The sequence below is a fragment of the Tildeniella sp. genome, from assembly GCF_059505325.1.
Genome location: NZ_JCACKI010000075.1, coordinates 13,820 through 29,162, shown reverse-complemented (window position 1 = coordinate 29,162; position 15,343 = coordinate 13,820). Strand labels below are relative to the sequence as shown.

The window sequence follows — 15,343 nt, the reverse complement described above, 5'->3', positions numbered from 1 at the left end:
TCAGTGATGTCCCTCGCTGACTCCAGTTCTGGGATGATGATGGAACCATTGCCATCCCAGAGACACCGCTCGTACTGCCATAAAGAGCGATAGCGCTAACCAGAGCAAATGATTGCTCTGAAGGCACCAAGCAATCACTGCGATCGGCACAAACCCAAACAGCACCGCTTGCAGCGTCGATCGCCGCAAAATTCGTCCTTCAGTCAGTCCTAGAAAATAGCCATCGAACATATACGCAAGGGAGCCAAAACCCAGCACAGGAAGCAGCCAGAGCACATATTGCTTCAGGTAAACTAATACCGGGGCGTGAGCGATGAGTCGCCCAAACAAACGATCGGGAGCTCCAATGAAAGCGATCGCAACCAGCGCACCGCAGACGAGGCTCAGCCCACCCGCGATCGGCACCAGTTGTTGCAGTTGGCGCAGGTTGCCTTGACCGCGAAAGAATCCCGCTAGACTTTCAGTCGCAAAGGCGATGCCGTCAATGAAGTAGGCAGCCAGAGTGACCACCTGCAACAAGATGGCGTTGGCAGTGAGGGGAATAGTGCCAAAGGCAGAGCCAAGATTGGTAAAGACGGCGAAGGTCGAGATAAGGGCAAAGGTGCGAATCAGGATGTCCCGATTGAGCGTAAGCACGGTGGTTAACGCTGAGACATCCCATAGGTTGCGGCGGCTGGCTTGAATTTGTTTGGGCTGTATGTCTCGGCTGAGCATTACCAAACCCACCAACAGCATGAGGTACTGGCTGATTGCCGTCGCAAGTCCAGCGCCAGCACTTGCCCAATCGAGGCGCACAATGAACCAATAATCAAGCGCTATATTCGCACCACTGTTAACAGCGGTAAGGATGAGGACACGATCGCTGTGCGATCGTCCCAGCAGCCAACCGATGAGGACGAAGTTGATTAGTGTGGCAGGCGCACCCCAGATGAGAGCGTTGTAAAAGGTCTGCCCAGCGGCTTCCACATCTGGAGTGGCACTCAACATCGCAAAGCCAAGCTGCCGCAGGGGTACTTGCAGAAGCACGATCGCCAGCCCCAGCAGCAACGCCAGAGCACCATGCCGCAGCCCAATCAAGAGTGCTTCTTCCTCATCGCCACGCCCAACTGCCTGTGCGGTCATGCCCGTTGTGCTCATGCGCAGAAAGCCGAATGTCCAGTACAGATAGTTGAACACAACGGTTGCCAGTGCAACCCCTGCCAGATGCCGAATATCAGCCAGGTGTCCCAGGAAGGCTACGTTTAGCAGTCCCGCGATCGGCACCATCACATTCGAGAGGATGTTAATGGCTGACAGTGTGAGAAACTGCCGCAGAAACGTGGGGATCTGGAGAGTAGACAAAGACTAACGCTACTACTTTTGAGTCTTGCTCTTGTTTAGTGTATCGCCGTCTGGTTCGGGTTAAATAGCAGCAATATAGCGGTTCCCATTAGAGGGCGGTTACAAGGGCTGCGGAAGGCAGGAGGCAGGAGGCAGAAGGAAAGCCACCGTGCTCTTTAACTTTCTGCCCTCTGCCCTCTGCCCTCTGCCCTCTGCCCTCTGCCCTCTGCCCTCTGCCTTCTGCCCTCTGCCCTCTGCCTCTTTGCGACTGTACTTCACTGAATTAGGAACCGCAATAACGCTGCTAAACTTGACTAATCGGCTGAAAATTCTGGCGTTGCTGAATCGAGGTATGAACCGCGAAATCCGCCCTCACCCTAACCCTCTCCCAAAGGGCGAGGGGACAAGAATTCTAGCTCCCTTCTCCCTGGGGAGAAGGGCTGGGGATGAGGGAAATCATACTTGTATTCAGCAACGCCAAAATTCTCACCTCAGAGTCAGTTCACCCAACGCCTCACTGATTACAGTAGAAAAGTTGTCTTCAGCTTTTGCAATGCAGCCGTTATTGTCTATCCTCTTGCTACCGCTTCTCCAAGCCTGTACCAACGCTCAGCTTAGTCCTATGAGTCGTACACCAGAGTCTTCGCTTCGTGCAGCACAATCGGAAACCCGCCGTGTTGCCTCAACATCCGATCGCTCAGACGTTAGCTTTAACCTGGGTGACCATCAGTGGAAGCATCGTATCGTACTGCTGTTTGCACCCTCGGAGCGATCGCCAGCCTATCAGCAACAGATGCGGCAGTGGAATGCACATCAAGCGGACATCCGCGATCGTGACCTCAAGCTAGTCGAAGTCTTGGGAACAGGCGAAAGTCGAGCCGATCAGCAGCCCATAGCTCCGACATCCGCTGCACGTCTCAGACAACAGTTTGGAGTCACTCCAGAATCGTTTGCCGTAGTTTTGATTGGCAAAGATGGCACTGAGAAGCAACGAAATCAGTCACCTGTTGATCCAACGGCACTGTTTCGCACGATCGATGCTATGCCGATGCGCCAGCAAGAACGGCGCTCTCAACAGTAGCTTTAACCCTATGAACGCTCCTAATGCAATGGCTTTGCTTGACGAACGTCATGGCACCAATGCGCCCCATGCCGATCGCCCCTGGAATGAGCATTCAATCCCCTCAAGGCAGAAGGATCAGCCGTTTCGATCGCCTTACCAATCAGCGGTTGCAAGTTTGGTGAAATGGGAACCGCGTCCCGGAACAGTTCCAGATATTGAACGAGAGCAGTACGCTTGACCCCGCCTTTCCTTACGGCATCACGAGTGGGATGAACCGTGGCAGATGCGGCGGCACAACCGTTCAGAGCTAGCGGTAGCTGCTGATGCAGGAACTGTACACAGCCCTTAGGCAATGCCAACACCGCCCGTGACACCGTAAACTTCTCCAGTGATAAAACTTGCCTCCTGAGACGCAAGCAGCACATAGACAGGAGCAATTTCTACGGGCTGTCCGGGTCGTCCCAGCGGTACCTCAGAGCCAAATTTTTCAACTTTCTCCTGAGTCTGACCACCGCTGGGCTGTAGCGCCGTCCAAAAGGGACCGGGCGCGACTGCATTGACGCGCACACCCTTTTCAATCATTTGCTTGGAGAGAGATTTGCTGAATGAGACGATCGCTGTTTTCGTCATGGCATAATCAACCAGGCTCTGCGACGGGTCATATGCCTGAATAGACGTGGTATTAATAATCGCTGCACCTGGTTTTAGGTGCGGCACTGCCTCCTGCGTAGTTATTTTTTAGCAAGCTCTTAGCTGCACTGACGCTAGTTTGGCAGTTTGCCCAAACCCAGGTAACGTTTGCGCTATACGGCACCTGCCCCCAATGCGATCGCTCGTCGCACAGCGGTATCGGCATTCACAAAACCATTCCCGTAAGCAAAGTCATAACCAGGCGCACCCAGGTCATAAGCCGTTTCAGAAAGGATTTGCTGTACCTGTGTTGCCGTCAAATTCGGGTTTGCACTCCAGACAAGAGACGCAACACCTGTGACATTGGGTGCAGCAGCAGACGTGCCAGTAAACTGCGGGTCGTAGCCAAAGACTACGCCGCTTGGCGAAGCGACTGCTCTAGTTGCAACGACGTTTGTGGGTCCCATTAAAGTCAATCCGTAGCCATAGTTTGAGTAGGGCGCGCGTGTGCCGGGTACAACGGCATTGCCGCTACTATCCACAGTGCCAAATGACGCTCCCACTGCGATGACATTGCTGTAGAAGTTTGCTAGATAGGCTGGGTAGGCGAGGCTACTGGAACCATCATTGCCAGAAGCAATGACAAACAGCACATCCGTTTGATGGCTGGCAATCAACTGCTCAAACGCAGGCTCGATCGTGGTTGCAGTCAAACTCAAGTTAATGACCAGGCGCTGTCCGTTTCGAGCCGCTTGAGCAATTAACGCCTGAGTTGCCTGGGTCAGGTTGCGATCGCCCGCCTCTCTCCCTGAAATCACATCCACCTGAGCCACTGGAGAACTCCAGTTGATGCCGCTGAGACCGATACCATTATTGCTGATGGCAGAAAGGATGCCTTCTACCGCAGTGCCATGTGACGTTGGCTCAGCAAACTCATCGGCAAGATTGCCATCAATAACAATGGGTATGCGTAGGTCGGGATGAATGCCAGCGCTATTGAAGCCTAACCCGCTGTCTTCAATACCAATCAGAACGTTATTTGAGCCAGTAGTCAAGCGCCATGCACTTTGCACACCCATCATAGTCAGGCTCCACTGTTGTGAGAAGAGCGGATCATTTGGGATGATAGCTAGATTGAAGGTGCGATCGGCAAAGCGGATACTGTCAATGCCTTCAAACAAAATTTGGTTGCCATTACTCAAAAGAAGTCCATCAAACATCTGTGTTCCATTGCCAGAATCAAACAACACGCCATTGCCGTTGATGCCGATTAAATTGAAGCTTACACTACTCGACAACACAGTGGAAAGGTCAAGCAGATCGCGTCTGCCGCTGCCAAACGCCAGGTTGCCATTGCCTGAGAACACCGAATATCGATAGTTTGCATTGTAGGTAAACGTATCGGCGCTTAATGTTCCCTGCACGATTTGTAACCCACCAACGGGTGTTGCAGCCAATTGCAAGCTGTAGTTGGTGTTACCGTTAAATTGGTTGACTAAAACAATGTAGCTTCCGGCTGCTAAATTGTTCAATACAATGGTTTCTGAACTGCTACCAGCCGTGATCGATGCAGCAAGAATCTCACCCAGATCGATCGCGCCATTGCCATTTGCGTCACGAATCAAATAGGCATCAGCATCGGCACTTAACCCACTTAAGTTCAGACTAAAGTTGCTGGTATTGCTTAATGAGAAGCGGTAAAAGTCAGCAGAATCGGCACTGCCAACAAAATCATTGAAACGTTGGGTATTGTACAAGCTGCCAATGTTGCGGGCAGTGTTCAAGGTGTTGCCAGCCGCATCAGCCGTGAGTGTCAGGTTGTAGGTAGTGTTGCCGCTATAGCGTATCACGTCAACAAAGTAAGTTCCGGCTGCCAGTCCAGTCACATTGATGGAGTCTGGAGTTGTGCCGGGTGCAACCGATGCGGCAAGTACATCATTGCTATCGATCGCGCCATTGTTATTATTATCTCGAATCAGGTACAAATCAGCATCGGCGCTCAATCCATTCAGCGTCAAATTTAGGTTGCTGATGGCATTCAGTTGAAACCGATAAAACGCTTGCGGGTTCGCATTGGTCACAAAGTCGTTGGTGCTGCGTTGCCCAGTGAGAATGCCAAAATTTGCGGCTGTACTCAACGTACCACCAGCACCACTGGGCGTAGTAGTAATGGCAAGTTGGTAGTTCGTATCACCTTGGTATTGAGTCACTTGGATGAAATAGTTGCCTGCGGCTAAGCCAGTGAGATCGATCGCCTCTGGATTGCTACCAGGAGCGATCGCGTAGCTCAATACTTCACCGCGATCGACCATACCATTGCTGTTGGCATCTTGAATAAAATAAAGGTCAGCATCAGCGGCTAATCCTATCAGGCGAAGGCTGAGGTTACTGCTGGCAGTGATTTGAAAGCGATAGAAGTCATTGGGATCACTGCTGCCAACAAAGTCTCTCACTGTACCACTGCCGCTAATCACACCTAAGTTGAGCGCTGTTGAAAGTGTATCGCCCGCGGCATCAGCAGCTAGGGTCAAGGCATTGTTAGAAGTAAATTCAGAGAACGAAGCTGGGCGACGATCGAACGTAGCTGCTGTGACATCTGCCGTACTATCATTCAGCGCACTCGCTTGCATCCAGTGGTCATGTTGCAGTGGATCCGTGAAATCCGTTGAAGCCAATGTGGTTGTAAATGTGGTTGCAGACGTTTGCAAAGCTGATGTCGCTCCATTTGAGCTAGAGAAATTGAAATCACTCGATCGCGGAAGTTTGGCGAACATCTTCGTTTCCTCATTGATAGAGAACTATAAGGCTTAAGGGGCTTTGCTGAATTGATGTCTGAATGCTTAGATTTGCCCTCACCCTAGCCCTCTCCCAAAAGGAGAGGGAACAGGGGCGTTCTAGCTCCTTTCTCCTTGGGGAGAAGGGTCGGGGATGAGGGCGATTTATACCTGCGTTCAGCAACGCCGCTTAACGTGACGAAGTGCTTTAGACATCACTGCGCCAGAGTTTACGCAGTTGCATACAGGGTTGTCCCCGTCGCACCGTTGGGTTTCCAGCTTTCCAGTAGTAGACGCATCTCAACGATCGCGCTAATGCGAGCTGAGACAGTTAGCACCCTCGTGTGAGAGCGCCAATTGAATCATTCAATCCAGTCATTTTTTAGGCAGAACAGTGACTTAGCGTTCTATTGAAAGCAAATTTTTCCCTAGCGTTTCAGCTTGCATTTTTTCTAAAAGCAAACATCTAACTCTTTGAGCGAAGGCTATTCTCGTGAACAGAGATCGTTATCTGACCAGAACTTACAGTTTTGATGGGTGCAGTCAACCCAAGGTGCGTTGAACTGCCGAGGAGCTATCAGTCAGGCAGCCGTTAACTGGTATATTTTTCATATATCTTTACAATGCGTCTTACGGCTTCGATCCAGAGGTATGACGAGCCATCGCTTTAATCGCAGAGCTTAGCTTGTTACAAACTTTTGTAACTATTGCTGCGACTTCCCCACATCGATCTGATAAATACTTGCGCCCTGCTCTAGTTGCCAGCTCCAATGAATGAACGGGATCATCAACTTAACCAGTTAGTTTGTAAGGCTTGTGCTTGTGCTGCGAGTAGCCCAGAGCGTCAGCGTTGTTTGGATCAACTGATTCGGCAACTGACAGAATCGGGGCGGCTCTGGTATCGATCGGACATTCCAGATACTGACTTTCAGGATATTCTCCAAAAAAGCTGGATCTACCTCTGCCGCAATCTGTGCGAAGCGACAACGGCTGCTGTCCCATACGATCCAACACGATCGAGCGTTCTGACCTGGCTCAATGCTTACATCAAAATGCGTGTGTTGGATTATCGCCTGGAAAGTGAACGGGTGAGACAGCAGCACATCAGCGAGAAGGTGATGGCAGATGGCAACGTGCTCAATCCGATCGACCTGCTTCCAGCCCCCAATGCTGCGCCACCAATCCTGCAAGAAATACTAGCCTGGGTCGAACGAGACAGCGCGGTGTTGTGCCGTGTCTATGTGCGCGATCGTCCAGATATCCATTGCAAAGCGCTCATTCTACGTCGCTTACCGCCCGACGAAACGCCCTGGCACCAGTTGGCACAAGAGTTTAAGCTCTCCGAGAACACCCTGCGGGGCTTCTACCGACAAAAATGCTTGCCCCCTTTGAAAGAAGCTGGCAGACAGCTTGGCTATCTTTAATAGCCAGTGCCATCAGCAAAGATTCAATTCCATCAGCCCAGTTCCATCAGCAACAGACCATCCGATTCAAACTTCCAACTCTTCCCGATCATGACCATGCCTACTCATCCATCAACGACTGTGGTGTCGATCGCCGACAGCGATCGACAGACGGCACTTAACTTTGCCCAGCAGCAACCCACCCGTGAAAAAGCAACTCAGGTGTACCGGAATACATTGGCAGTGTTAGCCGCCAAACACTGTTTGGATTGGTTGGAGATTGCGACTGAGCTAACAGCAAGCGACTGCTGGAATCCGTTTAGTCGGCTAGTAACAGATGTCGCCGATCTGCACGTGACGGGTTTAGGTCGGTTAGAATGCCGCCCCATTAGCCAAAAAGAACCGTCTTGCTACGTGTCATCAGATAGTTTGGACGATCGCATTGGTTACCTGGTCATTCAACTGGATCAACCCTATCAGGAGGCGACCATTTTGGGCTTCTCGCCCAGTGCGAACCGTGAACCCGCTCATCAGCCTGCAACTCGCTTCCATCGTCGTTTGAGTTTTTCTTCCAGCGTGAGCAGCGAACGGTTGCCATTGCAACAACTGCAACCGCTGGAGGCGCTGCTGATTCACCTCGAATGGCTCCAACAAGCTCTCCACTGGCAACCGCAAACTCATCTCAGCCCGTGGTTACACAATCTTGCCGAGATTGGTGATAGCGCCTGGCAAACGATCGAAGCGCTGCTGGCACAGTTGGATAAACCTACGTTTGCCTTCCGCAATCAGGGCATTGCGCCTGATGCGCCTGACCTTCAACGGTTGGTCGAGCAGCTTTATACAAGCCAGCGGTTTAGCTATCCCCGATCGGACATCCCATCAGATCCCAATACGAAAGCAGCGCTAGTGCAGCTCATTCAGTCTACATCCGATGAGGAAACTCGCTGGAAGGCGGCGGAAATTCTTTGGACGATCGATCCAGGTCATCCGGCTACGGGTGTAAGGCGTGTGCTGGACTTGGGTTTGCTGCTAGCAGGACAGCGGCTGGTGCTCATGGTGGCAGTCTTACAGTCAGACAGTGCTGCCAGTTCAGAGCCTCGCCGCCTCTCAATCCTGGCACGCGTGTATCCGCTGGCAGAGCAGGGCTACTTACCAGCAGGATTACAGTTGGCAGTGTTGGGGCAGGATGGACACCTTGGACTGGAAACAGAGGCAAGAGAGCGAGACAATTACATTCAACTCAAACTGCGAGGAGAATTTGGCGAACAATTTAGCATTCGGCTCTGCTTAGAGGATGATGTGATTGTGGAGTCTTTTCTGATCTAAAGCAGGTGTGACTTGAAGCTGGTTTGATTTGAAGCTGGGCAGCGAAAACCGATGGCTGACGTTAGCAGTAAGCTGATTGTATTGAGTGTTGGCGATGGAGATTTCGATCGCGGCTTTCCTGTGGAGCTTCGCATTGGTCACGCTGGCAAGCCACACAATGTGGAATTTCGAGGGCGCTTACCATCCGCGCCAGAACTGCCACAACTCTATGCTCGCTGGCAAACGGCTTACTACAGTTGGGGTGCGAACCATCGCTGGTGGCGCGTGCTCCGCGTCGATTTTCCACCGCAAACCACCAACGTTTCTTACTGGGATGAGTGCAATCACTCGGCTCAGGCACTACAGGAACAGTTAAAGCACTGGTTTGATCAACCAGAGATGCGAGATTTGCGTGAGCAGATTCTCATTGAAGTGCATCGGCAAGATTTGGCGCGTTTGATTGTACGGACTCAAGACCGCTGGCTGCGTCGCTTGCCCTGGCATCTCTGGTCGTTGCTAGAGCGTCTGCCACGACTAGAAATTGGCATCAGCGCTCAATACGCTGAAACGTCAAGACGGCTCAGTAGCCCGGTCAAAATTCTGGCGGTGCTGGGCAACAGTGAGGGCATTGATCTGCAAGTTGATCGCACCCTGCTAGAACGATTGCCGAACGCCAAAGTGACCCGTCTGGTCGAACCCACACGACAGGATTTGAGCGATCGCCTGTTTGAGCAACACTGGGATGTGCTCTTTTTTGCAGGGCACAGCCGCAGCGAAGTGAATGGTGAAACGGGGTATATCTGGATCAACGCCACCGATCGCCTTACCCCTGGCGAACTCAAATTTGCGCTCAGTCGCGCGGTTAAAAATGGCTTACAGTTGGCAATCTTCAATTCCTGTGATGGGTTAGGGTTGGCGCGAGAACTAGCGGATTTGCAGATTCCTTACCTGATCGTGATGCGCGAGCCTGTGCCCGATCGCATTGCTCAGGCATTTCTCCAATACTTTCTCAAAGCCTTTGCTCAGGGAGAACCGTTTTACCTGGCGGTGAGGCAGGCAAGAGAACAACTGCAAAGTATGGAGGCAACCTATCCCTGTGCCTCTTGGCTGCCAGTGATTTGTCAGAGTCCTGCTGCACCCATGCTCAAGTATCCCCGTCACAACTCACGCCAACGCTTGCTCATCGCCGCCGCAGGGTCGATCGCCCTTGTAGGGATCATCCTGCTGCTCCAGCAAGGGTGGCAGGAGACTCAGATGAGCGCCCGCATGAGTTTGGGTGGAACCCTTTTAGTCACATCAGTCACCAATGTGGACAAAGTAGCAGGTGTAGCCGCTTTCAGGCGCGGTGATTTTAACAAGGCTGTCAGGCAGTTTGAACGCTCTCTACAACAGCAGCGCAACGATCCAGAAACGCTGATCTATCTCAACAATGCTCGTATTGCGAATCGCCAAGCCCTCAAGCTTGCAGTGAGTGTGCCGATCGGCAGCAATGACGCAGTTGCGCAGGAAATTTTGCGGGGTGTTGCCCAGGCTCAGGATCAGGTGAATCGACAGGGCGGCGTTGGTGGACACGCGTTAAAGGTATTGATTGCCAACGATGATAATGATCCGACCCTGACCAGAGCGATCGCCACTCGCCTGGTGAAAGACTCTCAAGTGTTAGCTGTGGTCGGGCACAACGCCAGTGATGCGTCCGTCGTGGCGGCTCCAATTTACATCCAGGGTGGATTGGTCATGATTACGCCCACTAGCTTTTCGGACAAACTTTCATCGATGGGTACCTACATTTTCCGTATGGTGCCCAGCATTCGCTTTCTGGCAGATAAATTAGCGACCCACTATATCAAGTTCCGTCCCAACGCCAGAATTGCGATTTGCTCTGATGGCTCTGCTGTAGACAATGAATCCTACCGTAATCAGTTTGCCAATGGAGTGTTAGCCCAAGCAGTGATACACCCTGGAGCAGAGTTGGTGCAATTTCCTTGTGATTTCTCAGCCAAAAATTTTGACCCCAATGTCGCCATCACGAACCTGATCAAGCGGGGTGCTAATACCTTACTGCTGGCACCCCACGTCGATCGCATTAGCCAAGCCACTGCCACTGCCAGAGCCAATCGCGGACGCTTAAAACTGCTGGGAAGCCCAACGCTTTACACTGCCAAAACCCTGGAGTTGGGACAAGGAGCAGTGAATGATCTGCTGCTGGCAGCGCCCTGGCATCCTGGTGTGTCGCCCACTACTGCCTTTGCTCGTGAAGCAGCAGCCCTTTGGGGTGGATCAGTGAATTGGCGCACAGCTATGTCATACGATGCTACGCAGTCAATCGCCGTTGGCTTGCAACAGGCGATCGCCACTGGCAGCAGCATCACTCCGACCCGTGAAGGGCTGAAAGATGTTCTTCGCAGTGCAGACTTCTCTGTCAACGGCGCAAGTGGTACCGTCCGCTTTATTCAATCGGGTGAACGTCAAATTACCTCTAGCTTTGGTGTGCTTGTCCAGGTGCGATCCAGTCCCAAAGCCCCCTTTGGCTATACTTTTGTGCCGTTATCAACTAAGAATGTCAATGCACAATAAAGATTTGTAAAAATTGCCACAGTTAAATGATAACTTGCCGATAACCCAATAGCAGTTGATAGACAGCAATAATTTTGTAGCAACGGTGTTGTTTGAGAAGGGCAACGCGATCGCATTAGCCCACTTTACAGATTCATCGTTAACGGTTGCGACTGTTCAAGCAAATTGGTTGCCATGCCTCAATATAGTGCTACAGGAGATTCAAACTGATGAAATCAATACAGGCTACATCTACGGCGTTGGTAAAGTCGTTACAGATCATTGTCTTAACGCTGAGTTTCAATTTGATCGCCACGGCTGCCCGGGCATTTACGTTTTCCACGATCGGTACTTGGAACAACGCGATCGGCGGTAATGTAACCTATATATCCGGTGCAGAAAACGGAGTGAGTTGGGGACAATTTGTGCCTAAAAGCGGACTTAGCTTCACTGGCAAGACAGGTACTGGAGCCTTCGACAACCTTCTAGACTTAGGGCAACTAAAACACTTCAATAATCCAGTTGGTTTTATTGAATTGACCGTTCCACAAACCGTTGATTTGACCGTTGCGCTCAATCTACTCATTGACAATGAACCCATTGTTCGCAATTTTACCTACACCTTGAGAGTGGATGAGACACCGGACGACGTTTTGCCCTGCCCTTACCAAAGCGCGTCCCCTTGTGCCGATGCGGTTTTCTGGAGAAACACAAGCTCCAGCAACACCTTTGCTGCGGGCGGCGTAGACTACACTCTGGAACTGCTCGGTTTCAGCAATACGCCCGCTCTCCTTCCCGTCAATCAATTTATCTCCGAAGAACGCAGTATCAATGAGACATCTCTCTTTGGTCGTGTTGTTCCAGCGGCGGGTGTACCGGAACCAACGACAACAACAGGTTTGTTGCTTGCAGGTTTAGGGCTTGCCTATGCTCGTCGCCGCTTCAAGAGACGTGCTTGAGTCATGCTTCCTAGTTTTTTTTTGGAGTTAAGGACAGGGACTCGGTTGCATGGGCAAGATGTGTCTCGATCGCACCTGCATTTAATCTCTATGTGACGGACAGCGCGAAATTGAGGGATGAAACCAATGGCACACCAATTCAACAAAAGCTGGATGGGAGCGATCGTAGCTGCTGTCTTTTTTGGGGCTACATCGACTGCCCTTCCAGGGTTAGCTCAACCTTCTGTAGCGCCAGGACAACAAGGGCAGCCTGGTTCCAGCCCACCTCCCGTAAAAACACATCCTTTCAATATTGAAAATGTTGAACGCTTTAATGCCTTGAGAACGCCCTCGCCCAAAGAGTTAGTTGATGAGGTCTGGCAGCTTGTTGAACGCTCCTATGTAGACAGCACGTTTAATCAAAAAGACTGGAAAGCAATCCGCAAGCGGTATGTCGATCGTTCCTACAACTCGCTTGAGGACGCGTATCTGGCAATCAATGAGATGCTGAAACTCTTAGGAGACCCTCTGACCCGCTTTTTGAACCCGCTTGCCTTCAAAGCTATGCAGATCGATAGCAATAGCAATGTTGCTGGTATTGGATTGCAGCTAGCAAAAGATGAGAAAACCCAGAAAATCAATATTATTGCTCCTATTGAGGATGGACCAGCATGGAAAGCCGGAGTTTTGGCAGGAGATACCCTCACTAAAATTGATGGTCAGAGCATGGAACGTATGGACGTAAATGCAGCGGTCACACTGCTTCAGGGCAAACCAGCAACCTTCGTCACCCTGGCGCTTCTTCGAGACGGTAAGCCGTTAGAGTTTCGGATTCAACGGGCAAAGGTGGAAATCCGTCCAGTACGTTATAACGCTCAAGAAACAGCCATTGGCAGAATTGGCTACATTCGCTTTACTCAATTCAACGCCAATGCCACAAAAGAAATGAAGACTGCAATCGAAACATTGGAGGCTCAAACGGTCAAAGGCTACATTCTTGACCTCCGCTCTAATCCAGGTGGGCTTCTCTACGCTGCGATTGAAATTACCCGCCAGTGGTTGCCAAAAGGGGTAATTGTTAGCACTGTCGATCGGAATGGAGAGCGCGATCGGGAGCAGGCAAATAACCGCGCACTGACTGACAAGCCTCTAGTTGTGCTAGTAGATGGCGGTTCTGCCAGTGCCAGCGAAATTATGGCAGCGGCATTACAGGAAAACCGGCGCGCCCTTTTAGTCGGTACGCGCACCTGGGGTAACAACTCGATCCAGTCTGTGCGGGCGCTTAAAGGTGACTCCGGTCTTGCAGTCACCGTTGCTAAATGGTTAACACCAAAGGGGCGCGATATTAGCAAAGTCGGCATTGAACCAGATGTAACGGTCAAACTCACCGAGACGCAGCGACGCAAATTGACTACTAATCGTGACATTGGTACAACTGCTGATCCTCAGTATGCGAGGGCACTGGAAATATTGAGCCGAAGCATTGAACCAGCTCAGTGAGGTCGTTCTGTGCAGTGACGAAACTTGAACACTCAACGACGAAGCTCGAACACTCAATGACGAAGCTTAGACATTGAACAGCGAGTCCTAAAGACTCAACGACGAAGCTCAAACACTCAACAACGAAGCTCAGACATTGAACGACGAGACTTAGGCATTCAACAGCGAGTCCTAAAGACTTAACAGCGAGTCCTAAAGACTCAACGGTGAGCTTCAAACACTCAACGGTGAGCCTCAAACACTCAACGACGAAGCTCAGACATTGAACGATGAGCCTTAAAGACTCGACGGCGAAGCTCAGACATTCAATAGCAAGCCTCAAAGACTCAACAACGAAACTTAGAGATTTAATTGCGAAGCTTAAACATTTAATCGCAGAGAGGTTTACCCTATGGTCAAGTTTGATAGGGGCACTGATAGGCAGTTAGTGAATCAAATTTTGCACGATCGCTATCACATTCAATGGCTGCTTGGACGTAAACCAGGGCGACGAACCTTCATGGCGATCGACATAGACGATCAACTGCCTGTAGTCATCAAGCTCATGTTGTTTAGCCCTGATTTCACCTGGGACGATCTGAAATTGTTTGAGCGCGAGGCAGAAACGCTCAAGTCTCTTCACCATCCAGCGATTCCCAAATATCTGGATTTCTTTGAGGTGGAAACTGCATTGGGCAAGGGTTTTGCGCTGGTGCAAAGTTACATTGAGGCGCGATCGCTGCAAGAATGGGTGCAAGCAGGATGCACCTTTAGCGAAGACGAACTCAAGGGAATCGCCAAAGAATTATTGAACATTTTGGCGTACCTTCACAATCGTCAACCCTCGGTCATCCATCGAGATATCAAACCCAGCAACGTATTGCTCAGAAACCGCAGTGGCAACAGTTGTGGACAAGTTTATTTGGTTGATTTTGGTTCTGTGCAAACAGCCGCACATGGCGGTACAGTCACCGTCGTTGGCACTTATGGCTATATGCCGCCAGAACAATTTGGTGGGCGATCGCTGCCAGCCTCCGATCTTTACGGAGTCGGTGCCACCCTCATTTACTTAGCAACGGGGCAGCATCCTGCCGATTTACCTCAGAAGGATTTACACGTTGAGTTTAAGCAATTGACAACCCTCAGCCAGTCTTTGACTGATTGGATTGAATGGCTGACCGACCCAAGCTTAGTCAGAAGACCCGCATCCACAAAAGACGCGCTACAGGCGTTGCTCAAGCCTCGTCAGCAACGAAACGCTCAGTTGACAACACAAAGCATTCTCCTGGGTACGCGTCCGTTGTATTCGTATATTTCATTAAAGGCAACTCAAACCACCCTTGAACTGAAGATACCATCCAATCAGATTCAATATATCTTTCCAGGAATGTATAATCTTTATATGTGGGGTTGTCTGTTGCCAATGGTGATGACCTTCGTTCTGATGGTCGCCATACAGTTTTGGGTCATACCATTTGTCATCGCATGCTTCATTGGATGTCGCATCTATTTTTCAGGTTTGAGTCGAAGTACACCTGGTCATATTTTTTTAACTGCTATTAGCTCAGACAATGCCAACGGTAACAGACTCCGTTGTGCTGATGTCACGTTTCATCGAGACAGTGGCTCCGTTATTTCTACTCTTAGTCTGATACAAAATTCTCGGTCTGTTGACATTTTTCAAGGAAAACTAAAAGGCATTTCAGCAGGATTGGAGACGATGCCTCGATATCGGTTGAATCTCAGCTTTCAAGACGCTAGCGATACGATCGCAGTCACAGGAAATCGTCACGAAATTCAATGGCTTTGTGATGAGTTAAGTGAATGGACGGGTCTTCAAGCTCAACATTGGGAAGCACCCTCTGCTTGATCATTGTT

The 15,343-nt window shown here is 50.7% G+C and carries 10 protein-coding genes and 1 pseudogene; 7 read left to right on the top strand and 4 right to left on the bottom strand.

Annotated elements, in window-relative coordinates; all coding sequences use genetic code 11:
* A complete protein-coding gene (gene gntT, locus AC5JO6_RS27190; protein WP_496084179.1) occupies positions 1-1,341 on the bottom strand; it encodes a guanitoxin biosynthesis MATE family efflux transporter GntT in 1,341 nt (446 codons plus the stop codon).
* A 148-nt stretch (positions 1,342-1,489) separates the two neighbouring features.
* Between gntT and AC5JO6_RS27185 the strand changes: the two genes are divergently transcribed.
* Positions 1,490-2,401 (top strand): DUF4174 domain-containing protein, encoded by a 912-nt coding sequence (locus tag AC5JO6_RS27185; protein ID WP_496084178.1) that lies wholly within the window; start codon positions 1,490-1,492, stop codon positions 2,399-2,401.
* A gap of 20 nt (positions 2,402-2,421) precedes the next feature.
* On the opposite strand, the gene AC5JO6_RS27180 is transcribed toward AC5JO6_RS27185, so the two are convergent.
* From AC5JO6_RS27180 to AC5JO6_RS27170, 3 genes and pseudogenes are all read right to left on the bottom strand, one after another.
* Positions 2,422-2,757, bottom strand: a complete 336-nt coding sequence (locus tag AC5JO6_RS27180) for a hypothetical protein (RefSeq protein ID WP_496084177.1) — start codon at positions 2,755-2,757, stop codon at positions 2,422-2,424.
* Positions 2,729-3,109, bottom strand: a pseudogene (locus tag AC5JO6_RS27175) (SDR family oxidoreductase); the annotation flags it as partial. The gene AC5JO6_RS27180 and the pseudogene AC5JO6_RS27175, both read right to left, overlap by 29 nt.
* A 77-nt stretch (positions 3,110-3,186) precedes the next feature.
* Complete coding sequence (locus AC5JO6_RS27170; RefSeq protein WP_496084176.1) at positions 3,187-5,787, bottom strand: S8 family serine peptidase; 2,601 nt, start codon at positions 5,785-5,787, stop codon at positions 3,187-3,189.
* Between the two features lie 770 nt (positions 5,788-6,557).
* On the opposite strand from AC5JO6_RS27170, the gene AC5JO6_RS27165 reads away from it, so the two are divergent.
* The 6 genes from AC5JO6_RS27165 (at position 6,558) to AC5JO6_RS27140 (ending at position 15,335) form a co-directional block, all read left to right on the top strand.
* On the top strand, positions 6,558-7,211 hold the full coding sequence (locus AC5JO6_RS27165) for a sigma-70 family RNA polymerase sigma factor (RefSeq protein WP_496084175.1): 654 nt from the start codon (positions 6,558-6,560) through the stop codon (positions 7,209-7,211).
* A gap of 96 nt (positions 7,212-7,307) precedes the next feature.
* Positions 7,308-8,516 carry a DUF1822 family protein gene (locus tag AC5JO6_RS27160; protein WP_496084174.1) on the top strand — a complete coding sequence of 403 codons (1,209 nt, stop codon included), beginning with the start codon at positions 7,308-7,310 and terminating at the stop codon, positions 8,514-8,516.
* A 51-nt stretch (positions 8,517-8,567) separates the two neighbouring features.
* Positions 8,568-11,069 (top strand): ABC transporter substrate-binding protein, encoded by a 2,502-nt coding sequence (locus AC5JO6_RS27155; RefSeq protein WP_496084173.1) that lies wholly within the window; start codon positions 8,568-8,570, stop codon positions 11,067-11,069.
* Positions 11,070-11,278: 209 nt separating this feature from the next.
* Entirely contained in the window at positions 11,279-12,007 is a 729-nt protein-coding gene (locus tag AC5JO6_RS27150; protein ID WP_496084172.1) for a THxN family PEP-CTERM protein, read from the top strand.
* 126 nt (positions 12,008-12,133) lie between these two features.
* Positions 12,134-13,486, top strand: a complete 1,353-nt coding sequence (locus AC5JO6_RS27145) for a S41 family peptidase (protein ID WP_496084171.1) — start codon at positions 12,134-12,136, stop codon at positions 13,484-13,486.
* Between the two features lie 391 nt (positions 13,487-13,877).
* A complete protein-coding gene (locus tag AC5JO6_RS27140) occupies positions 13,878-15,335 on the top strand; it encodes a serine/threonine protein kinase (protein ID WP_496084170.1) in 1,458 nt (485 codons plus the stop codon).
* Positions 15,336-15,343 lie beyond the last annotated feature (8 nt).